General features: G+C 44.8%; 21 protein-coding genes, 1 tRNA gene and 1 pseudogene. 8 read left to right on the top strand and 15 right to left on the bottom strand.

What is annotated here, in order from left to right:
- The first annotated feature begins 134 nt into the window (after positions 1–134).
- Complete coding sequence (locus GC096_RS24910) at positions 135–302, top strand: hypothetical protein (protein ID WP_162261632.1); 168 nt, start codon at positions 135–137, stop codon at positions 300–302.
- A 903-nt stretch (positions 303–1,205) separates the two neighbouring features.
- On the opposite strand, the gene GC096_RS24905 is transcribed toward GC096_RS24910, so the two are convergent.
- The 5 genes from GC096_RS24905 to GC096_RS24885 form a co-directional block, all read right to left on the bottom strand.
- Positions 1,206–1,418 carry a hypothetical protein gene (locus GC096_RS24905; protein ID WP_171633989.1) on the bottom strand — a complete coding sequence of 71 codons (213 nt, stop codon included), beginning with the start codon at positions 1,416–1,418 and terminating at the stop codon, positions 1,206–1,208.
- A 99-nt stretch (positions 1,419–1,517) separates the two neighbouring features.
- Positions 1,518–2,393, bottom strand: coding sequence for a M14 family metallopeptidase (locus tag GC096_RS24900; RefSeq protein ID WP_171633988.1), 876 nt, complete (start codon positions 2,391–2,393; stop codon positions 1,518–1,520).
- 123 nt (positions 2,394–2,516) lie between these two features.
- Entirely contained in the window at positions 2,517–3,326 is an 810-nt protein-coding gene (gene racE, locus GC096_RS24895) for a glutamate racemase (protein WP_171633987.1), read from the bottom strand.
- A 113-nt stretch (positions 3,327–3,439) separates the two neighbouring features.
- Positions 3,440–4,432, bottom strand: a complete 993-nt coding sequence (locus GC096_RS24890; RefSeq protein WP_171633986.1) for a polysaccharide deacetylase family protein — start codon at positions 4,430–4,432, stop codon at positions 3,440–3,442.
- Positions 4,433–4,521: 89 nt separating this feature from the next.
- On the bottom strand, positions 4,522–4,944 hold the full coding sequence (locus GC096_RS24885) for a disulfide oxidoreductase (protein ID WP_376769523.1): 423 nt from the start codon (positions 4,942–4,944) through the stop codon (positions 4,522–4,524).
- Positions 4,945–5,149: 205 nt separating this feature from the next.
- Here GC096_RS24885 and GC096_RS24880 point away from each other — a divergent pair, with 205 nt between their 5' ends.
- Positions 5,150–5,812, top strand: a complete 663-nt coding sequence (locus tag GC096_RS24880) for a helix-turn-helix domain-containing protein (RefSeq protein ID WP_171633984.1) — start codon at positions 5,150–5,152, stop codon at positions 5,810–5,812.
- A 118-nt stretch (positions 5,813–5,930) separates the two neighbouring features.
- Complete coding sequence (locus GC096_RS24875; RefSeq protein ID WP_171633983.1) at positions 5,931–7,055, top strand: phosphodiester glycosidase family protein; 1,125 nt, start codon at positions 5,931–5,933, stop codon at positions 7,053–7,055.
- 54 nt (positions 7,056–7,109) lie between these two features.
- Here the strand turns inward: GC096_RS24875 and GC096_RS24870 are convergent, their stop codons facing one another.
- Together GC096_RS24870 and GC096_RS24865 are read right to left on the bottom strand one after the other, a co-directional pair.
- Positions 7,110–7,475, bottom strand: coding sequence for a YtxH domain-containing protein (locus GC096_RS24870; RefSeq protein ID WP_171633982.1), 366 nt, complete (start codon positions 7,473–7,475; stop codon positions 7,110–7,112).
- A 14-nt stretch (positions 7,476–7,489) separates the two neighbouring features.
- Positions 7,490–7,936 carry a DUF948 domain-containing protein gene (locus tag GC096_RS24865; RefSeq protein WP_171633981.1) on the bottom strand — a complete coding sequence of 149 codons (447 nt, stop codon included), beginning with the start codon at positions 7,934–7,936 and terminating at the stop codon, positions 7,490–7,492.
- A gap of 180 nt (positions 7,937–8,116) precedes the next feature.
- On the opposite strand from GC096_RS24865, the gene GC096_RS24860 reads away from it, so the two are divergent.
- Together GC096_RS24860 and GC096_RS24855 are read left to right on the top strand one after the other, a co-directional pair.
- Complete coding sequence (locus tag GC096_RS24860) at positions 8,117–8,752, top strand: bifunctional 4-hydroxy-2-oxoglutarate aldolase/2-dehydro-3-deoxy-phosphogluconate aldolase (protein ID WP_171633980.1); 636 nt, start codon at positions 8,117–8,119, stop codon at positions 8,750–8,752.
- A gap of 236 nt (positions 8,753–8,988) precedes the next feature.
- Entirely contained in the window at positions 8,989–10,620 is a 1,632-nt protein-coding gene (locus tag GC096_RS24855; protein WP_312886337.1) for an S-layer homology domain-containing protein, read from the top strand.
- A 77-nt stretch (positions 10,621–10,697) separates the two neighbouring features.
- On the opposite strand, the gene GC096_RS24850 is transcribed toward GC096_RS24855, so the two are convergent.
- From GC096_RS24850 to GC096_RS24840, 3 genes are all read right to left on the bottom strand, one after another.
- Entirely contained in the window at positions 10,698–11,951 is a 1,254-nt protein-coding gene (locus tag GC096_RS24850; RefSeq protein ID WP_171633978.1) for a S1C family serine protease, read from the bottom strand.
- Positions 11,952–12,227: 276 nt separating this feature from the next.
- On the bottom strand, positions 12,228–12,896 hold the full coding sequence (locus GC096_RS24845) for a helix-turn-helix transcriptional regulator (RefSeq protein WP_171633977.1): 669 nt from the start codon (positions 12,894–12,896) through the stop codon (positions 12,228–12,230).
- Between the two features lie 47 nt (positions 12,897–12,943).
- The gene (locus tag GC096_RS24840; RefSeq protein ID WP_171633976.1) at positions 12,944–13,375 is read right to left on the bottom strand and encodes a DUF86 domain-containing protein; all 432 of its coding nucleotides are present in this window, start codon (positions 13,373–13,375) and stop codon (positions 12,944–12,946) included.
- Between the two features lie 266 nt (positions 13,376–13,641).
- Here GC096_RS24840 and GC096_RS24835 point away from each other — a divergent pair, with 266 nt between their 5' ends.
- The gene (locus tag GC096_RS24835; RefSeq protein WP_171633975.1) at positions 13,642–14,706 is read left to right on the top strand and encodes an acyltransferase; all 1,065 of its coding nucleotides are present in this window, start codon (positions 13,642–13,644) and stop codon (positions 14,704–14,706) included.
- An 11-nt stretch (positions 14,707–14,717) separates the two neighbouring features.
- Here the strand turns inward: GC096_RS24835 and GC096_RS24830 are convergent, their stop codons facing one another.
- On the bottom strand, positions 14,718–15,383 hold the full coding sequence (locus GC096_RS24830) for a tetratricopeptide repeat protein (RefSeq protein WP_171633974.1): 666 nt from the start codon (positions 15,381–15,383) through the stop codon (positions 14,718–14,720).
- A gap of 157 nt (positions 15,384–15,540) precedes the next feature.
- Here GC096_RS24830 and GC096_RS24825 point away from each other — a divergent pair, with 157 nt between their 5' ends.
- A complete protein-coding gene (locus GC096_RS24825) occupies positions 15,541–15,804 on the top strand; it encodes a hypothetical protein (RefSeq protein ID WP_171633973.1) in 264 nt (87 codons plus the stop codon).
- Between the two features lie 17 nt (positions 15,805–15,821).
- On the opposite strand, the gene GC096_RS24820 is transcribed toward GC096_RS24825, so the two are convergent.
- From GC096_RS24820 to GC096_RS24810, 3 genes are all read right to left on the bottom strand, one after another.
- Positions 15,822–17,639, bottom strand: a complete 1,818-nt coding sequence (locus GC096_RS24820; RefSeq protein WP_171633972.1) for an ABC transporter substrate-binding protein — start codon at positions 17,637–17,639, stop codon at positions 15,822–15,824.
- Positions 17,640–17,881: 242 nt separating this feature from the next.
- The gene (locus tag GC096_RS24815; RefSeq protein WP_171633971.1) at positions 17,882–18,400 is read right to left on the bottom strand and encodes a VanZ family protein; all 519 of its coding nucleotides are present in this window, start codon (positions 18,398–18,400) and stop codon (positions 17,882–17,884) included.
- Between the two features lie 21 nt (positions 18,401–18,421).
- Positions 18,422–18,709 (bottom strand): hypothetical protein, encoded by a 288-nt coding sequence (locus GC096_RS24810; protein WP_171633970.1) that lies wholly within the window; start codon positions 18,707–18,709, stop codon positions 18,422–18,424.
- A 212-nt stretch (positions 18,710–18,921) separates the two neighbouring features.
- Here GC096_RS24810 and GC096_RS24805 point away from each other — a divergent pair.
- A tRNA-Ala gene (locus GC096_RS24805) sits at positions 18,922–18,994 on the top strand.
- A 408-nt stretch (positions 18,995–19,402) separates the two neighbouring features.
- Here the strand turns inward: GC096_RS24805 and GC096_RS24800 are convergent.
- A pseudogene (locus tag GC096_RS24800) lies at positions 19,403–20,110 on the bottom strand (Rpn family recombination-promoting nuclease/putative transposase).
- Between the last annotated feature and the right edge of the window lie 145 nt (positions 20,111–20,255).

Raw genomic sequence — 20,255 nt, 5'->3', positions numbered from 1 at the left:
ACTCGGACAAGCCCCCTTAATTATTTGAAAAATAGGTTCGCTTTGCCCTTGTTTAACCTTACATGATGTGTTATATTAAAAGTGCGTAGAATCAAGGTTTTCGCTTTTAAAAGCTGACATAGGAGTGATGAAAAATGTTACAAATTCCGCATGGCGAAGAAATTATTCGTGTCGAAATGACAGTCAAGGAAGCGCTTGCACTAACTGGAACCAAATTCGCCCAAAGTAACAAACTTGAGACAGACGCAATGAAGAAGCTCAAACAATCTTTAGCAGATAAATTACTCACACCAAACCATTAATTCATACACATATGGAGCCCCGCGAGATTATCTCGTGGGGCTTTTTATTGATGTTCTACGGGGATCATGGGGATCTACAGTGCAAACTTCCGATTCCTAAGTCGGCGCTGGTCGTCACAAATGAATTAACTGGAAATTGTACAGCTATTATTTGGAATTTCGCCAGAAAATTCAATTTAGATGGAAAATAGGTAGTTAATTTGGCCTCATTCGACCCTATCTGCAAAAAAGCAGGTTATTAACTGTATATAATCCATCTAAACGTGATTTCAGCCGAAATTCTAAAGATTTAGCTACTTAAAATCCATCTATTCGTGACAATCGGCGGGCTGCTTGGAGTTCGAGGGGTTGAGGTAGGTTGCGGGAGGTCCCTGAGGTGCCGGAGGTGTGAGTGTTGTGGGGGGATTGGAGTTGCCGAAGTTCTGGAAGTTGAAGAGTTGTAGGAGTTGTAGGAGTTGTAGGAGTTGTAGGAGTTGCCGGTGTTGTGGGAGTTGAAGAGCTGTAGGAGCTAGGAGTTGTGGGGTTGTAGGAGTTGTAGGAGTTGTAGGAGTTGCGGGTGTTGCGGGTGTTGCGGGTGTTGCAGGAGTTGCAGGAGTTGCAGGAGTTGCCGGTGTTGTGGGTGTTGTGGGGGGATTGGAGTTGAAGAGTTGTAGGAGTTGCGGCTGTTGCTGAGTTGCGGGAGGTGCGGAAGTTGTGGAAGTTGTGGAAGTTGTAGGAGTTGTAGGAGTTGTAGGAGTTGTGGGGTTGTGGAAGTTGCGGGAGTTGAGGAGTTGCGGGAAGTGTGACAGTTGTGGGTGTTACTGGTATTACTGGTGTTGCTGGAGCTATTGGAATTTGGCTTGTTCAGCTTGTTGTGAGTAGTTAAAAGACAAAAAATCCACCCCTTCAAGGGGCGGATTCTGGTTAGTTGATTTTTCTACGTGTCAAAATACACGGAACTCCTCTGCCGACAGCTCCAGGCTGTGACATCATATCCAGATAGCGCATGCCCCTTGCACAAGGTGTTTTGCACACCGAACAAGTAGCAGATTCAACCATCCTCATCGTGTATTGAGCACGAGATGAAAGTTCCTTTTTCTTCTTAACAACTTTGCCTTTACCTTTAGGTGGTGCCATGTTCACGCCTCCCCAACAGCTTCCTTTCCTCAGTATATGAAGTCTGGGCAAAGTCGGTTCGTGGCGAAGGCAAGCAAGTTGAAGAAACTTGTCTTAAGATTATAATTCCAAGGCCGTCAATAAGATAGGAACGACTTCCTCATAAAGTAAAGCAAACGTTTCAACTGGCAGAGGATTGACGCCGAAACCCACCTCCACTGTAAAGCCTGGTCGCCGAAACTGTTGAATGAACCAATCTTTATACCCCGCATCGCTGCCTGTAAGCTTCACAGCCTCGTAATTACTGGCTAAGGCCAACCTCTCTGCAAGTGCTTCAGCTTCAGCTGGTTCATAATCACGGTAGTTCCAATAAATTTCTCTCCCCTGTGTATGTAAGGCAACGACAAGCTCGAAGTCATGACACTCGGTGAAATGAGCTAATGCCGCGGCTTCCGGTTCTGATAGCGGAGCTTCACCGCCATAATCACGCTCGCCTGGTCCATCGTGTTCTCTTCGCAGCTTCTCTTCATCCCAATGGGCAGGGAATTGATCATTGAGGTCTACGCCGCGGATATTCGCCTTCCAATTTATAAACGATAAGGAGCCTTTATTCCATGCCAACAATGCTTCACGATGCGGATGGTCCTCGGGCAGTCCATGTAAAACAAGCTCAACCCCGTCTGGATTGACCATAGGCACGACCCACAAGGCATACTCTGACAAAATACGTCTCACATTACGCCCCTGCCATGCCGTTCCTCTTGCATACGCACATGCCAGGTCTTCAACAAATTGCATCAGCAAGGGGGCTGTTATCCATTCATTCGCATGCATAGCTGCATTGAAATGGATTTCCTTCGTACCATGCCCGATACGCAGCGCATGAATGTCCCTCCCCATCGCACTTTGGCCAATACACGCCGTTTGCAAAAATGGATATATTTTGCCTAAACGATTCAGCTCCTGTGCCAATGTCTGATAGCCATATCCTAACACACAACCACCTGCCTTTTACTTCTTTCGTATGGCTATGCTTATGCCTTGATCACAGGAATCATGCGGTATCTCAGCTGCGCGAGATGAAATAAAAATAGACCCCTCAGGGTCTATTTGCATCTCTTAAATAATAGTCGGCACCTGCCACACGACAGGTATAAAAGAAATATATTCCTTGAGCCAATTCTCCGCAATCTGCCGGAAAACAATTGGCGTACCACTGCAGAAAAACTGATGAATCGGTATTTCATTGGATTTCGTTTGCATGTTTCTCTGAGAAAGGATTGTACTTATATCTCTGGCTGTCTCTTCGGCCGAAGAAATTAATGTCACTTCAGGCCCCATAACTTGTGAAATGGATTCCATCAGAAATGGGTAATGGGTACATCCCAGAATTAAGCAATCAATCGGCTTATCTTTCAAGGGACTCAGGGATTGCTCCACGATGGAATGCGCACGATCACTACTAAAAAGTCCTCTCTCAACAAATGGAGCTAGTAACGGACATGCCTCACTATATACATGAATATCTGGCGAAATCTGCCTCAGCGCGGTTTCATACGCTTGGCTGCGAATCGTTCCATCCGTGCCAATGACACCGATCCTACCGCTACGAGTCATTTTGATTGCTGCTCTCGCTCCTGGTGAAATCACGCCTACGACAGGAATCGAGACACGCGCGCGTATGTCTTCAATCGCGACAGCAGTCGCCGTATTACAGGCAATCACAATCATTTTGGGATTAAACTGAAGTAAGTAGTCTACAATTTGACGAGTAAAGTGACGAACTTCACTAGCAGGTCGGGGGCCGTAGGGGCTCCTCGCTGTATCTCCAAAATAAATGACTTTTTCATGCGGCAGCTGTTTCATGACTTCTTTTACAACAGTTAACCCTCCGACTCCGGAGTCCAGTACGGCTATCGCTTGCTGCACACATATCCGCTTCCTTTGCCGGTTGATGAATTGATATAAACCACATGGTTAGGATATGTGCGGCCAAGCTTAAAGGTACCAAGAGTACTACACAGATTTCGACCTAATCTTCTTTACTTTTTCGGCTGAAGCTCGGTTACAAGCCCGAATTCATACCCTCTCTTTTTGATTTCTTTACAAATACGATCCAGCGCCTGCATGTTCTCAACGGACCCTTGATGCATCAGAATCACATTGCCGTCATGCAAATTATTCATAATATCGTTGTACGGATCCTCAGCGCCATTCGCTCTAGGCTCCCAATCACGCATAGCTGTAGACCAGAACACAGACGTATAGCCCATTTCAGAAACAAGACTTAAATTATGAGCATTATAGTGCCCGTAAGGGAAACGGAAATAGTTCCCGACCTCTTTACCAGTGATTTGCTTATACACGACTTCAAAATCCTTAATTTCCTTGCGGATCTGATCATCCGTCAAATCATTAAAATCCGTATGCGTCATGGTGTGATTCGCTACAAAATGACCGTCAGCCACAATTCTTTTCAGATAATCTGGATTCTTCTTGATGTTGTTCCCTGTAATAAAAAAGTTCGCTTTCACATTGTTCTCTTTGAGTGATTTCAGCATGAGATCAACCTCAATGAGCGGTCCTCCTGCATCAATCGTTAAATAAACCTTTTTCCCCGTACCAACCCAGACTGCTTTCTGGTCATTAGTAAAGGATTTGGTTTCATGCGGAAAATCAGGAACTTGCCCTGTTTTTTTCTTCATATAGTACCAAGAATACGGTGTACGATCTGCTGGTAGAGGTTTCGCTTTAACAGGTTCAGCTGTGGCTTTAGGCGTTGCACTCGGTGTCGGTGTAGCTGGTGTGGCACTCGGCACAGTCGTTGGCTGTGGAGTTGGTGTTGGTGCCGTTGTAGGCGATGGTTTAACCGTTTGCGTAGGAGATGGTGTTGGCGAAAATCTAGGGGAAATAACTGGACTGGCTTTGGCAGCCGCTTCCGTGCCGACAGGGGCTGTTAGGCTTATGTCTGCACAACCGACCAACGAAACGCTTAGTATGATCAGCAGTGCAGCTTTATGGGTATGTTTAATCATGAGATACACCTCGAGATAGGAATGGATTCTTCTTCCATGCTATTCGACAGTGAATGACAAATTACCTGCCTAACGATTGATTTCAGGAGTTATTTTGTAGCGCGATAAGTCAAGTATTGTAGAACAGTAAGTAGGATAAACGCTGTTCCTGCCAGCATCGGAATCGTAATAAATCCAAGCCAGTTTAAATAATCGGTATCACAAGCAATGGGGCCGCAACCTGTACCCGTTTCTTTGAAAACACCCATTTGTAATAAAACATGATAGATGGAGATGCATGCTCCCCAAATCGTTAACGGCAACACGTAGATGGTTATTTTGTAATCTCTACGAACGGCTGCAATGCCTAGAATGACGACCAATGGATACATAAGAATTCGCTGATACCAGCAAAGTTTACAAGGTGCAAAATGCAAAATTTCCGAAAAATATAAGCTTCCTAGCGTCGCAATTAAGGCAACTAGCCATGAGATATGCATGCCGTTGTCTCTCAGCCATTTTTTTAACATGATGAAATCGTCCCCTTTCTACTCCCCTATTATAAAAAAATAGAAGTAAGAAGTCACGGGATTGATTCTCGCGACCTACCAAATTCGCAATTTACTTACGAATCATATAAGATGTTCACATTCTACTCAGGTAATTAGTACCAATAAGTGCTATAAACGTTTCTATTTTGAGCCAATTCAATTACAATTAACATATGGAGGGATTCCTATGATGAAGCAATTTGAAGGATTCGGTAAATTTTTGGAGAGCTTACGTGGAAAGATGTCCTTACGTGAAGCTGCCAACAAGAGTGGCCTGTCCCATGCCTATATTCGAGATTTAGAATTAGAGCGTAACCGTTCGACGAATGAAAAGATTAAACCATCCCCTGTCACGTTAAAAAAACTGTCGGATGCCTATAAGTTTTCGTATACAGATCTCATGGAAAAAGCTGGATATCTCGAAAAATTTAACCAAGATAGTCAATCGACACCGTTAACTCTGCCCCTAGAAGACATCCTTTTTATAGAAATTGGATCTACCGAAATGACGTATCATACTCGGATCGGTAATCGTACGATACCCATGCAATCACTCTTAGATTTCAGCCTTTTCTTAGACCAACTAGAAGATCAAGGGTTTAAGAAAATGGATACGGATCTATTCGTCAATTTGTCTCACGTTAAGAAATATGATGCACAAGCAGGTAAACTTTATTTCGATCCATTAGGTGTGAGCCTGAGCGTAACGATTGCTGCCCTGCGTCAGAAGAAATACCATGATCTTATTCTACGCAGTGTCGCCTATCATGCTGGGAACGATCTTGAATATCAATTTGATAAAAGTACGATGAAAGACTCTCTACTCGCCTCACTTCAACGACAAAATTAAGCATTTTACAAAAAAAGGAGAACATTTCAGGGAAATCTGAAACTTATTCTCCTTTCTTTTCGTCTTATTAGTTGACAGTGTGGACTTGATTAGCGTTAGAGAGGATAGATGCCTAAGCATGGCTGTTCAACAAACAACCGCCCAGACTACCTTGCAAGCCCGCGTAAAGCGCAAACGTTCTACAGGAATACGCTTTTTGTCGTATACAGTCCTTACGATTACCATTCTAGCAATCTTAGGTTTAAGTTGGTTTTTCCTGACTGCTTCGGGGTCGAGCCTGCGTTTCATGATGGCAGATACGATCATCACCACGCAGCATCGGGATTGGGCCAAATATTTAATTGGTACATCCGAGTTGCAGAAACGTGTAGCCGCGTATACGAAAAGTTTTGACGAAATGGGTACCGAGAAGGATCTAGGACTTGTAGATGTTGGTCCTCTTGCGTCCCATACGCCCACAGAAGTGGTAGCCCCAGTCAAGAAAGATTTAGTAACAATCGAGAACATATCGGGTCCCAATTTCAAAGGTAAGCTTGTAACCATTTCAGACCCTACCAAGCTTCGCATAGCAGTGCCAGAGAAAGCAGGTAAAGGGGAGAAAGTGTCTTCCATGGTCAAACGTACCGGGGCAATCCTCGGTGTGAATGGCGGTGGATTCATTGACCCGAACTGGGAAGGCAATGGCTTTCAACCCGAAGGCGTTGTCATCTCCGGAGGCAAAATCTTCTACAATGACAAAGGTATGAACGGTACCGTACAGATCGTTGGGATTGATAAGCAAGGCCGAATGATTTCAGGAAAATACAAAGTATCCGAGCTGCTCGAAATGGGTGTTCAAGAAGCCGTCTCCTTCAGCCCTCGTTTCATCGTGAATGGTGTTGGCCAAGTCAAAAGTCAAGCCGATGGCTGGGGGATCGCACCGCGAACGTGCATGGCTCAAACGAAGGACGGCGCAATTCTATTCGCCATCATTGATGGCAGACAAACGCACAGTATAGGCGCAACGCTCTATGATGTGCAGGAAATTTTCTTAGCACATGGCGCGATTACCGCGGCGAACCTGGATGGTGGCGCATCAACCGTGCTGGTTCACAATAATGCTATTATTAATAAACCTTCAAGTGAATACGGAGAACGTTATCTCCCTACCGCATGGTTGCTTTTCGATCATCCAGAGACCGCTGATATTAAGAATGTTTGGGAAGGGTTGGATATTAGTAAAATTGATCCTTCCAAATGGTAAACAAAGAAGCAGAGTACTCCTCGAAGGAGCGCTCTGCTTTTTTCATTATAACTTCTATCGGCCTACGATGACCAAATCTTCTGCGGCTTCCGATGCTGCGATCTCGTCTTGAATATCATCCTCAGATTGCGATTCTTTCCAAGAGCGAACTGTCTCGACTACACTTGCTGCTGTGTCCTTAGCTTTACCTACGAGGTCCGTAGTTGTCGTACTCACTGTTTTGGCAGCTGCTTGCGTTTTTTGACTAACTGTAGTGGCCAGTTGCACGGTTTTGTCGCTAACCACAGTAGCTCCTTCTGCAATATCACTTCGTAGCTCACGACCTGATTTCGGTGCGAACAGCAGCGCTGCTGCAGCCCCAACTAAACCGCCTACGACTGCACCGATGAGAAGATCTTTACCTTTTTTTCCATTGGACATGTGATATCCACTCCTTAATGATCTGATTTCGCACTCCGCTGCGCCTGCCATCTCTGCCATAGCTCATACCCTGTGGTTGCCCATTCCATGATGTCGTGTATACGCTTCTGGTGCGTATGTACGACCTTTTCTGCACCTAGTAAGGAATCATTCATCATGCGTGAGGCTTTGCGCAGCGTCGAAGCAACTTCACCGACAGCCTTCCCTGCCTTTTCAACCGATTGAATACTTGGCTCTAAAGCAAGGACTTGCAAATGTACCTCTTCCGTAAGCTGCCCTAATTGCTTCATTAGATTCTCCGCATGCTCTGTCGTATGGACAATTTGCTGCTTAACTTCAATAACCGTGTCCCCTAACAAGCGAAGCGTTCGCGTAGCCGTAATGATCATGCGAACGGTAAAGACAATGAGCACTAAACAAGCAACTGCCAAGCTGACGATACTGATCTCACTCCATGTCATGTAGGTCACCTCCTATGAGCTGAAAGCTGTGAGGGCTGATGAGGCTTCTAGACGAATGCCTATGAATTACTACAGTATAGGTAGGTAGGGCTTGTATTGACACAAACGGATTGGAAAAATTTCTGGAACCTGTCATAATGAATAACAAAAACGTGGTATTTGAGTTGGGAGAATCGACAAATGAACCGAGAACAAGGCTTACAAGAAATTGAACGCACACGTATCGTGGCAATCGTCCGGGGCGTTCAGGAGGCACACATACTATCTGTTGCTGAAGCACTTCATCAAGGTGGGGTCACCGTTATGGAAGTAACGCTAAACACACCTGGTGCGCTCACTATGATCTCTAACCTTCAAAAGCAATGGGGAGATCGCATGTTCATTGGAGCAGGCACTGTGTTGGATCTAGAGGACGCCAAACAAGCTGTTGCTGCCGGGGCTGCTTTCCTGGTCACTCCGAATTTGGATGAGGAGGTCATCCGCTGGTCGAAGCAAGAGGGCATTCCGATCTTCCCTGGTGCGATGACGCCGACCGAAGTTGTGAAAGCATGGAAAGCCGGTGCTACCGCCGTTAAAATATTCCCAAGTGCAAGCTTAGGCTTACCCTACATTAAGGAATTGATGGGACCATTGGATCACATCCCAATGATGGCTGTCGGTGGCGTAACCGAAGGCAATATCAAGCAATTTTTGAGCATTGGCTGCTATGGACTAGGCATTGGCGGCTCGCTGATCAACCTGAAGGAAATTGAAGCCGGCAATTTCGGTTGGATCACGAATAAGGCGGCTCAATTGCTCGCGGCGTCACGTGCATAAGAATGAGAAAACGGAGTTCGCGAGTGATCGCGGCTCCGTTTTTTTTGCAGCTGCGTTGACTAATTAGCTCTGATAGGCCACCAAGGTAGAATCAATTTTGGAACAAATTTCCAATGGACGGACTCAAATAGAACTTGAACTCTCGAAGTCTATCAACATAGGAGGTGAATCCATCGTTTATGAGAGACGATCAGTTCGGTGAAAATCAAATAGAGAGAAAAAGGAGTGCATTCCGTGTGAAATCAATAACTGGAAAAGTTTCTCGAGTTTTGGCTCTATTCATGTTCGTTTCTATTCTAGTACCTGTGATTGCGTATGGTGCAACGCTAGGCATTAAGTCGTACACATACGACAAAACAACCGGGAGTGTTACAGCAACCGTTTATAGTGACGTTTATGACAATGTATCTGGAGCTGTCTATCTAAATATGTATGCTCCTAATAGTAGTCTGTTAAAGAAGACCTATATGTCTGATTACACCAATACGACGACTGTAAATGGCGTTACCTACTACAATTTCACGTTTAATACAGGTATAACAGCAAACGTATATGATGCCGTTTATTTAGAAGGTGAATATAATTCTACGGTTTCTAGCCGTGTATATGCGACTGATGCCAATCCTGATGTACCGGGATGCGTGATTAACTGTGGCGGAGGATATGGCGGGGGTGGAGGTTGGATACCACCAGTAACTGGGACTAGCATTAGTGTTCCTAGTAACGGTGAAGTTAACGAGGATAGCCTGAAGAATGCACTAGCTTCAAGTGCGAACGTAGAACTCAAACTATTCGGAGACATCGCCCTTATTCCAGCAGCTGCTTTAGTTGATTCTATTAGCAAATCGGGCTCTATGATTACTGTAATTTCAGATAACGGAACTTATATGCTTCCTCTTTCTATCCTAGATTTGAATGCGCTAGCCAAATCGCTTGGTATTGCTATGAAGGATTTGAAGATCAAAGTAGGTATTACAAAGCTTATCGGTGATTCCGCTACTGCGGTAAGTACTGCTGCCAAAGCAATCGGTGGTAAAACTATCACTGATGCCGTAGATTTTAATGTCATTGCTGTAGGTCCAGATGGCAAAACAACGTCTATTGATTTTGGCAAAACGTATGTCTCTCGCTCCCTAAACATTTCAAATGCTGTAGATTCCAAGATGGTTACTGGCGTTCTCTACAACGAGACAACGAAGAAACTAAGCTTTGTTCCTGCGATCTTCGAAGTTAAAGATGGCAAAACAGTTGCCACACTAAAGCGTAACGACAATAGCATCTACACGGTAGTCGAAATGAACAAGAATTTTACAGATATTGAATCCCACTGGTCTAAGAATGATGTAAGTCTCCTTACCAATAAACTCGTAATTGATGGGATGACAGATACAACATTCGCTCCTGACCTAAATATTACACGTGCTGAATTTGCTGCTCTGGCTGTTCGTTCCTTAGGTTTAAACCTGGAAACTACAACATCGACATTCAGCGATGTCCAAGCTTCCGATTGGTACGCTACGACAGTTGCAACTGCTGCTAAAGCAGGCATTATCGATGGATATGAAGACGGCTTTTTTAAACCAAATGCTCAGATCACTCGTGAAGAGCTTACTGCTATGATTGTACGCACAATGAACTATGCAGGACTGAAATCAACGATTTCTGAATCGCAGCAACTCGCGTTATTAAACAACTTCAGCGATTCTGACCAAATCATTTGGGCACAGAAAGAAATGGCTACCGCTATCGATGCTGGGATTATCAATGGCTTGACGGAGACAACCATCGTCCCTAGCAACCAAGCAACTCGCGCAGAGGCTGCTGCTATGCTGAAACGTTTCCTAAGTAAAGCTGGTTTCATTAATTAATCTTTACGTACGCCCAAGTAAGAGAAAACGGAGCTCGCAAATGATCGCGGCTCCGTTTTTTGCTTTTTCGTAGCTGTTTAACTTTGATAGGCGGTAACTGCGTTCTTATCTCCAACTTCTACAGAAACGTCCTTCGTTTGACCATCACGCGAAATTTTCACCTTCAACGCATCCCCAACTGCAGCGGCCTGGACCGCTTTCGTTAGTTCCTCCGTATTCGCAATTCCTTTTCCGTTCACTTCCGTAATGACATCAAACTGGCGAATTCCTGCTTTGAAAGCTGGCGAACCTTGCTGTACTTCAGCAACGACAACTCCATTAGTGCTATTAATTTGCAAATCCTGCAGCATGTCATCCGTAATATTTTGCAACGCTACGCCAATGTAGGGTGCTGGATCTTTCGGAATAGTTTCATTGTTTTTCAATTTATCTACGACTGAGCTGATGGTGCTTGCCGGGATCGCAAAGCCCATACCCTGCGCTTCGGCATTGACAGCTGTATTAATCCCAATGACTTCACCATTCAAATTCAACAACGGACCACCCGAGTTCCCAGGGTTAATGGCCGTATCCGTTTGTAACAAATGCTTGTAATTACGTGTCCCCTGCTCATCATCAATGCTGATTTCACGTTCTTTAGCGCTTAATACGCCTGTTGTAACGGAATAATCGAAGTCATATGGATTCCCAATCGCAACAACCCACTCTCCTACTTCAGCTGCATTTGAATCCCCGATTTTCAATGCTGGAAAAGTTTTGTCTCCTTGAATTTTGAGTACTGCCAAATCTAAATCATAGCTGCTGCCAAGTAGCGTTGCCTTAAATGGGGTATCATAACCTTGTACGTAAACATCGATTTCGTCTGCTCCGTCAATGACATGCTCATTCGTTAAGATATAGCCGCTATCTTCAAAAATGAAGCCAGAACCGATCCCATTCTCGATCGTATCTCCACTTTGCGTTCCTTGCTGCTGCGAATTTCTTCGCGAGCCTGATGTGCTTGTTTGCTTGACTTTCGTTTCAATTTTGACAATGGCTGGACTCGACGCTTTCGTAATTTGCGAAATACTATTAGTTCCCAAATTGTTCAACGATGCCGTTTGGACACCAGCTGCAGCCGAGTTCGCCGCTGAAGCCGCGGTGGCGCTGGACTGCACCGTTTGCGTATCATAGCCAAAAAGATTCAATTTGTCCGAAGTAAACATCAATCCACCGACGACAACCGCACCCGCCATAAAAGCTGCAAAGATTGGCTTAACTCTCGAGTTGCTTGGTTTGCGCTCCACTTTTATATCATTCAAATTCACGTTATTGTTCATATCTTCATTCATACGATTACCACCTCTCGATTACTATCATTTTGTTGTCTTGCTGATAGATCAAGTATAGAACGCTAACCTGAAGTGAGACTTAAACTGGGCTGATAGCTGTATGAAAGTTAGCTGAAAGTATGCTGAAGAGTGTTGCACAGCTCACAGTGACTATGGCGAGGGCTGTATGTCGAGTTCTGACGTTACTGGAAATGGAGCTGTGGAGGTGGCGTTAGCGCCCAGCGCGAACAAAAAAAGAAGTTAAGCAGACCTGTCTGCTTAACTTCTTTTTCGAAGCTATTTATTTTGACGTATGATATACACACATTTATTAGCACCTTTGGCGAGACACTCTGTACGTTCTACTTGGGCATCGAGCAAATTACGGAACAGCGCTAACTCACACTGGCATGCCTGCTGAAAGGTGTTGGCCACCTTCGCAATGGGGCAGTTATGCTCGTTAAAGATATAAGCATCATCACCTTGCGGGGACCAGTCAACCATGTAGCCATTCTCATTCTGAATGTGCGCTAATTCAGCCACGCGATCTTCTAAGCTTTTGGCTTGCATCCTTGACTGATAGCGTGCTTCGAGCTTCCCCTGTCTGCCTTCAAAGAGTCGTTCGATTTTATCTTGACCTTCGTCTTCTAATAACTCGTCTAATAAATCCAAAGTTAACTGCGAATATTTCTTGGGAAATAATTCGTCAGCCTGAGGAGCTAAGGTATACACATTTGTAGGACGTCCCATAGCTTGCCTTACGAGCTTAGCCTCGAGCAAATCATCCTTCTCCATTGAATGAATATGTCGTCTAACGGCCATCTCTGTGATCCCAAGTTGTTTAGCCATATCTTGTACACTTAACGGTCCCTGCGTTTTGAGCATAGAAAGAATCACTTTACGCGTCGATGTTTCTAGTATTTGATTCACGCTCTCACCTGCCCTCGGAACTCGTTTAGGTCTCATTTTACAGCATCACAGGCAATAAGTAAATTATGAAACACTTATGTATGTTATGCCAATTCACTTTTGATAAATGCGCGAACGGATGCCGCGAATTCCTCAAAAGCCGCTGGGAGTTTCGATATTAATGGATGCAAGTCTTGTCGCGGCCAATCTACATAATCCTGTACAAGTGGTTTCCGAAGCTTCACTAACTGCAGCAACGTCTCCGTTAAAGACTCTGAATAAGCCCCTTCTCCATGTACGATTTCAACAATGTCTTCATAGCTGCTTGCATCTCTTAATATAAAAGCATCAATGAGCAAGCTCCCAATATCCGTCACGGTTTCGATCGCCAAATGAAGTACTCGTTCTTGCGAAAGCTGCCAAGTCAGATCCTGCTTACCTTGTGTCCATTGCGCCTCTAATTGCTGACTAGCCTCAGCGAGTACCGACAGAAATTGAATGCGCCCATCAATTTGTTCATGATTAATAAAATACATGGTCTATCTCCGTCCTCTTTTTCGCCATTTCGTCCATACCAACATCGCAAAAAAAGTGATAATAACCAAAAATATGAGCAAAACCGCCTGCATCAAATATTCATAACTCACGTTCATTCACCCTCTTGATTGATCTCTTTACATGCTATCAACAGTTTATCTCGGGTAGGTGAGAGCGTCAAGCTACGCGGGCTTTCATTCCACTAACCATTGTCCTCCTTTGGGGATCATGTTACAGTGAAACGAGAGAAAAAAGGAGAATTTGCATGAAGTTATCTAAGCCCAAGCTGTCAGAAATCGACATCGTACGCGCACTTGCCATCTTTGCCGTTGTACTTATTCATGGTACCTCTAGCGCCACTCAACTTCCTGTTGGGACAGGCTCCCAGGCTTTCTTTTTCATCCTGAACAAAGCTAGTTTGTTTACGGTTCCTTTGTTTATCTGGATTAGCGGTCTCGTTTTGTTTTATTCGTATTATGACCGTTGGGAGCCCAAGATGTCACGTGTATTCTGGACAAAAAGACTGCAAAAGATATTAATTCCCTATGTCATTTGGTCCATATTCTATTATTTGTATAATCAATTCATGTTTCATGGCACGATAGATGTCGATGCGTTTCATCTATTTAAATTGCTCCTTTCGGGCAATGCAAGCTATCATCTTTATTATATCGTCATTATCGTTCAGTTCTATGCGCTGTTCCCCTTGATGATTGCTGCGATCAAACGTTACAAGTGGCTGCGTCGTGGCCTGATTCCTCTAGGTATCGGCATTCAAGCGGCATCCTATACCTTGCATCATTGGGTAATTCCGCTGCCTGAGTATGCGACGTTATGCTTAAGCTATACGGCTACTTTCTGCTTCGGTGCCTTCATGGGCATCTATTATCCAACGCTAGTGACTTGGGCGATTCGTTACAAAAGGTGGATAGGGATCGCCGTCTATGTGGCTGGTGGCGCTTATGTCGGTATGCTCCTGCTTCAGCAATATGGTCTCGCTATGATCGAAAATACGTGGTTCGAGCTAGCTCTGCTCGCTTATTGCCTGACCATCCCACTCGTCTGTGTGCCGTGGGCGCGCAACCAGATCGGGCGCGGCTCACGCTTCAGCGCCTTCTTATCTGCCTTAGGCGCAGCCTCCTTCGGCATCTATCTCGTGCATCCCGCGATTCTCACCCTGTGGGATCGCGTTACGCCAGAGCCAGCGCCTGGACGCATTTGGCTCTATGATGTGCACACCGCAGCAGCCGTCCTTATCGGGCTGCTGGGCGCTTTACTGCTCACGCGCGGCTACGCTCGCGCAGTACAAAAAGGTTCCGCTCGCAGATGAGCGGAACCTTTCTATTTCATGCGCGCTAGCCAGGCCCAGCGCCGCTGCTGTCTGCGGCTGTAGCGAGGCAAGCCGCGGTAAATGTCAAGCGCCTCGCGATACGCGCGCTTGGCGTCTTCCTGGCGGCCGAGCTGCTGGTACAGCTGACCGAGTCGGTAATAAGCCTCGACCGAGGAAGAGTGCAGGTCGCGGAATTGTTCAATAAACTGCGCCGCACGCTCCGGAGCATGGGGAGCCAAAGCCTCGCCGAGGCGCAGGTTGGCTTCGCCATATTTGACACGAGGATTGAGTTCGATCGCTTTCAGCATAAAGGTTTCACCCTCGGCTATTCGGCCTAGTTTCAGTTGACACAGTCCAATTTCATAATGAACATCGGCAGATTCCTGCATAATCGGTAGTGTTTGTTCCAAGTAAGGCAGCGCTTCTTGATATTTTTTGCGTTCAATCAGAATGCGTGCCAAGTCCAGCTTCGCTGACGTATTGTGCGGGTTCGCATGGAGGTCAATTCGCAGACGTGATGCTCTACGTCTTAACTGAAAAGGTCTCCAAATATTCGGCAGGATACCAACGTATCTTCTATCCAACACATACAGAATGACAAGTAAAATGAGTAACGCTAGAAACGGATTACCAACGATCCGCCAGAGTAAACCAAATAATAGTATTTTGATAAGCATGGTGTGCCCCCCTTTTTCAACTTCCTTATACTACCATATTATGCTGATTATGTTTACCCCTCTCCTAAGAAAAAAAGGTTATTAAGGCTATGAGTTTCTACCATTCGAGATTTTTCGCCAGCAGTGCTATACTAGAAAGAAAAAAGGGAGCTTTGACATGAAAGATTCGCATAAGGCTATATGGCTGAAGAGAAAGAAATTAGGCCGCTCTAAATATTTAATTATGTTCGGGATTGTACCTTGGGGAATCGGCGCTGCGATCCTCACGACCTTACTTGAATATATTAGCTTTCAATCCATTAATTCCGCTTGGATTCCTACTCGACTAATCGTTTTCGCATTCATCGGCTTTTTCGTTGCAAATGGACGCTGGGTTGCGATGGAACACCGCTTTGAGCCACCTGCTCCTAGACGACCGTAAGGTCGTTTTTTTGTTTATCAAACACTTGGTGTAAACCAAATTTCACGAAAATCAATCCAGCCTAAATCGTTGATCGTTACCCCTTTAATCGAATCATGATACGTCGTTTGTTGGGAGCGATGAAGGACGAATAGAAACGATTTCTCCTCCTGAAGCTCGGCAATCAATTGATGTAAGCCACAAATACGCTCATCTAGGCTCGGATTACTCAGAATCCCCTCCATATTCGAATCCACCCACGCCAGCCGTTCTTCATTCAAATGTGCGCGCACATAGCTATTGCTTTGTTTCAATGTTTGGATGATATGAAGGTCATAATTGCTTTCCATGCAAATGTGATAAAAAATAAGATCGGCTTCGTCAATGGTGTCCATCTGCGTCATGTCGGACTCACTCCGAATCGTGATCTCGATGGGAATCCCAATCTGCGCACACTGCCGGCAAATCCACATGGCATCCTCATTGTTATTCCGATAGACATACATATGTAACGTCTCGCCGTTGTAGCCCATTTCATTTAGCAAACGCTTGGCTTCTTCAAAATCCGTCCTAGACTTCACTAGCGGCTCCATTGTCGGAATAAAACTGCTTGCGGGCGCTTCTCGAAAACCACCGAGCTCGCCAATCATACGCTCACGGTCTATAACCAAATCAACCGCTTTTCGAAAATTAGGATGGTACTGCGGCCCTCTTTTATTGCGATTAAACGTTAATAAACTGCATCCCATAATGGTTTGTTCAATTTGATGCCATTCTGAATCTTTATCAATCGCGCCTACCGGCTTACTCGAATTCGATTGGCCACGATACACTTGGATCTTATCGTAGCTTGGTGTTGATTCTTGCAGATCCGAAGGCAGCAGCCAAAATTCGATGAGATCCATATGCGGCCTCACGCCGAAATAACTATCAAACGCTCGCAGCTTGCAAATGTAATCATCGTTTCTCTCCAGCCTGAACGGCCCCGTCCCAATGGGCATTCGCCCAAAAATCGATTCATTATCCCGGCATATTTCCTCGGGAACAATCGCCATCGAGGTATGAGCCAATTGTTGAAGAAACAGCACATTCGGCTGGCTTAATTCAATAGCAATCGAACTTCGATTCAGTACTGTAATCGTCTCAATGCTTTCGGTCATCCAACCTTGCGTGGCAGCCTGACCCAGCTTCTTTAATCGCTCCAAAGAGTAACTTACATCATACGCTGTCATCTCTCTGCCATGATGGAACAGCACGCCTTTTCGCAAATAAAACGTATAATACAAGCCATCCTCGCTGATTTCCCAGTAATGAGCCAAGTGCGGCTCGATCACCCTTGTCTGTGGATTATAACGTATGAGGGTATCGAAAATTTGACTCACTAGATGAAAATCAAACGCAAAAAAGGTGTGAGCAGGATCCAGCGTCACTAACCATTTGTAAACAGGCACGCGTAAAGTATCCTTAAACCGCTCCTCATGCTCAACCGTACGATAGCCAAAAAAGCTGAACAACCACTCGATAAAGGAGTCCTGAAGTGCTTCTCCCTTGCCTAGTTGATGAATCAGCTCAATCGTGCCTAAATAATCGCCTCGATTGGCAAGCGCCATCGCTTGATTCGAGATCATGTCTTCCGATGAGACCAAAAAAGTAAGCTCTGAGATGTTTCCTCTACCCCGACCGGGTTTCCAGGAAATCCAATTCTGATCACTCATCTTTTTCAATAAAATCTTTACATTCCGTGTCGAGCAATATAATCTTTCCGCTAATTCTTCTAATGTAATGGGCTGCGGTTTATGTTCAACACCATGCTCAAAACCCGCGCGTAGCTCCAGAAAATGAGTAAGTAGCTGCATCTTCAACGTCCTTTCTGTAAAAGGGGAAATCATTGAAGTGAATTATACTCTTTTTGTTCCCCTTATTCTAGCGTAAACTAAACGTATCAGGAAAAGAAAGGAAAGTGACCCTCATATGCAACCAACAGACCTCTATGTTTCAGAGAAATTAATGGAGTGGCAACAGCACGATTTGGAAAGCCAGTCCCGCGAGCATTGGAAATGGCAATCCGTTAGAAAAAGAAAAGTCTATGTACTTCTAACTAGCTTATTCTTCTGGATTTAATTCGATTACGTATCGAAACCACCACTGCAATCAGAATGAGTGCACACAGAATACCAACTCCGTCGACGACTACATCGATACCGTGCCCCGTTCGGTCCTTCACGAACGATTGATGCCATTCATCCGTCATTGCGTAAAGCAATGAGATTAGGAAGGAGCTGATCAAAGCTATGTTCATTCTGACAGGTTTTGCAAGTAAAGCTATTGACCAAAGCAGGGCAAGCACAGCGTATTCGCTAACGTGCCCTGCTTTTCTTATGAAGAATTCAATCAAATTAATGGGATCTTGCCACGAAATCACTTGAGAATCATAGGTAAACTTCACTTTTGGGATATGTTCTTTCAACTTTTCAGTGGAAAATTTCGATTCCAAGTAGGGCTTCAAGCTCTGCTGCTGGTATGGCTCGGCAGATTTCATATAAATGATAGCCATCCATAGAATGGCTGCCACTAGGAACACGTAGAATACCGTCTTCGATCGTGTTAACTTCGGCATAACGGCTCCTTTCTCTCTCTCTTAAGGATTCATTTTTTTGCGAATACTGAATAGGGCAAAAAATTCAATAACCATTAAATTCACAGCGGATACCCCATAAAACGCCATCCCAAACATCATCTGAAACTGATCTGTCGTGACAGACTTCCACCACAAAGCTGCAAGACCCGTCAGAACAATATTTAACGCCGTCGTGATCCAAAAGGAGAATCCTAAACGGTTCGTTTTTCGCATCAAAAGAACACCAATCACAAACGGCACTACGAAAGCGATACCCAAGTAAATCCAATATAATACTGCGTTTGACACTTCTACGTCACTCCCAAACGTTCAACTAGTTTATATTACTAGGTTAGCATGAAAATACGGACGAAAACAACGTTCGCCCCCCGTTTGCAACAGAATCGACATACGGCATCTGAGATACACATTCGCTAGAAAAATCCTGAATGACAGGTATTGCCTGCCGCGGTATATTCATGTATAATACAAAAAGTCGACGTTTGTAAGCGACATCACACGGGGCCTTAGCTCAGCTGGGAGAGCGCATCGCTGGCAGCGATGAGGTCAGGGGTTCGATCCCCCTAGGCTCCATACCGAACGAAATAAAAAGAACATGTCATTAGACATGTTCTTTTTTCGTTCTTGGAGCCAAATGGGGGTGAGAACCCCTGAGGGGTTCGCCCGCGCGGACGGAGCGTAGCGGAGGAGCACGGCGTCTGAATCCACCGCTAAAAGTCCTCGTCGCGTTCGCTTCGTCAGCCAGTTAAATCAGGATTGGGACATCCCTTGGTTGGGGGTGAGAACCCCTCAGGGTCCGCCCGCACGGACGGAGCGTAGCGGAGGAGTACGGCGTCTGAATCCACCGCTAAAAGTCCTCGTCGAATTCGCTTCGTCAGCCAGTTAAATCAGGATTGGGACTCTTTTGATAGGGTTGCCATGCAAGTGGCATCCCCCTACAAAAGAAAAAACTGCCAAGGAAATATCCCTGACAGCTGTATATTAGTGGGCTTGGGTTAACTTTTTTAACTCCTCGATTGAAATACCGGTAAGCTCAGAAACTGTCTCTAAATCCATTCCTTTGGCAAGCATCTTGGCTGCTACTTCAAGTTTGCCTTTCCTTACGCCTTCTTCTTTCGCACCTTCCATAGACGAAGCCTCGTCATGTAATACTTTTTGTCTCATTTCGTAAAGTCGACGAGATTCCGCATCTTGACTAAGAAATTCCAGAACAGACATAGCTTTCCCGAGTTCAGGTTCCTGCATTTTGAGCACCTCCCAATTTTCTGTATTGTCGCTTTTGAGAAAAAGCAACCAATTCAATAATCCGCCCGAAGTAGTTGTTTCTTGATAATTCAGCTTTGAGAGTTCAAGAAAGTGAATTTCCATATCGTCCGTCAATGAAATACCAGTGTTATCCTCCCGTAAATGAAACACATTATGATACCGTTAATTCGGAAGAATGGAAAAATTTAGAATATTAATTAATTTACCTTCCGTAGTCTTAGCTTGGATGTCAAATATGGACTGCTTATCTTGAGGAGAATCTTTATCGGTGTAAGGGTTCATGAGGATAATTTCGGATAGTGGTGGTTCGCCGGCTTCTTGAAAAGTACGATTTAGGAAAGCCAACAGCACATCTTTATTTTCTTCGCTCCCGAAAATTCGTTTAAAGACAAAATCGTTCTTCGGGTCAAGTAAATCTCTCATGAAAATCCCCCCCCCACTCTTATTTCTTAATTATATCATGAAATTTTCAGATGATTGTATGAATGTAAACTTGATAGTTACTTCTGAATTTTAAACTTTTAAAACTTATTTAAAACAGCTACAATTAATAGTTTTTTTATGAAGA

Source organism: Paenibacillus plantarum (assembly GCF_013141695.1).
Lineage (GTDB): Bacteria > Bacillota > Bacilli > Paenibacillales > NBRC-103111 > Paenibacillus_E > Paenibacillus_E plantarum.
The sequence above is the reverse complement of the archived record's forward strand: the minus strand, read 5'-3'. Positions and strand labels throughout refer to the sequence as shown.

Bases quoted from the DNA above. Each gene is read 5' to 3' on its own strand.
- GC096_RS24910 (WP_162261632.1), top strand. From the start codon at position 135: ATGTTACAAATTCCGCATGGCGAAGAAATTATTCGTGTCGAAATGACA.
- GC096_RS24905 (WP_171633989.1), bottom strand. From the start codon at position 1,418: ATGGCACCACCTAAAGGTAAAGGCAAAGTTGTTAAGAAGAAAAAGGAA.
- GC096_RS24890 (WP_171633986.1), bottom strand. From the start codon at position 4,432: ATGATTAAACATACCCATAAAGCTGCACTGCTGATCATACTAAGCGTT.
- GC096_RS24880 (WP_171633984.1), top strand. From the start codon at position 5,150: ATGATGAAGCAATTTGAAGGATTCGGTAAATTTTTGGAGAGCTTACGT.
- GC096_RS24875 (WP_171633983.1), top strand. From the start codon at position 5,931: ATGGCTGTTCAACAAACAACCGCCCAGACTACCTTGCAAGCCCGCGTA.
- GC096_RS24870 (WP_171633982.1), bottom strand. From the start codon at position 7,475: ATGTCCAATGGAAAAAAAGGTAAAGATCTTCTCATCGGTGCAGTCGTA.
- GC096_RS24865 (WP_171633981.1), bottom strand. From the start codon at position 7,936: ATGACATGGAGTGAGATCAGTATCGTCAGCTTGGCAGTTGCTTGTTTA.
- GC096_RS24860 (WP_171633980.1), top strand. From the start codon at position 8,117: ATGAACCGAGAACAAGGCTTACAAGAAATTGAACGCACACGTATCGTG.
- GC096_RS24850 (WP_171633978.1), bottom strand. From the start codon at position 11,951: ATGAATGAAGATATGAACAATAACGTGAATTTGAATGATATAAAAGTG.
- GC096_RS24845 (WP_171633977.1), bottom strand. From the start codon at position 12,896: ATGAGACCTAAACGAGTTCCGAGGGCAGGTGAGAGCGTGAATCAAATA.
- GC096_RS24840 (WP_171633976.1), bottom strand. From the start codon at position 13,375: ATGTATTTTATTAATCATGAACAAATTGATGGGCGCATTCAATTTCTG.
- GC096_RS24835 (WP_171633975.1), top strand. From the start codon at position 13,642: ATGAAGTTATCTAAGCCCAAGCTGTCAGAAATCGACATCGTACGCGCA.
- GC096_RS24830 (WP_171633974.1), bottom strand. From the start codon at position 15,383: ATGCTTATCAAAATACTATTATTTGGTTTACTCTGGCGGATCGTTGGT.
- GC096_RS24825 (WP_171633973.1), top strand. From the start codon at position 15,541: ATGAAAGATTCGCATAAGGCTATATGGCTGAAGAGAAAGAAATTAGGC.
- GC096_RS24820 (WP_171633972.1), bottom strand. From the start codon at position 17,639: ATGCAGCTACTTACTCATTTTCTGGAGCTACGCGCGGGTTTTGAGCAT.
- GC096_RS24815 (WP_171633971.1), bottom strand. From the start codon at position 18,400: ATGCCGAAGTTAACACGATCGAAGACGGTATTCTACGTGTTCCTAGTG.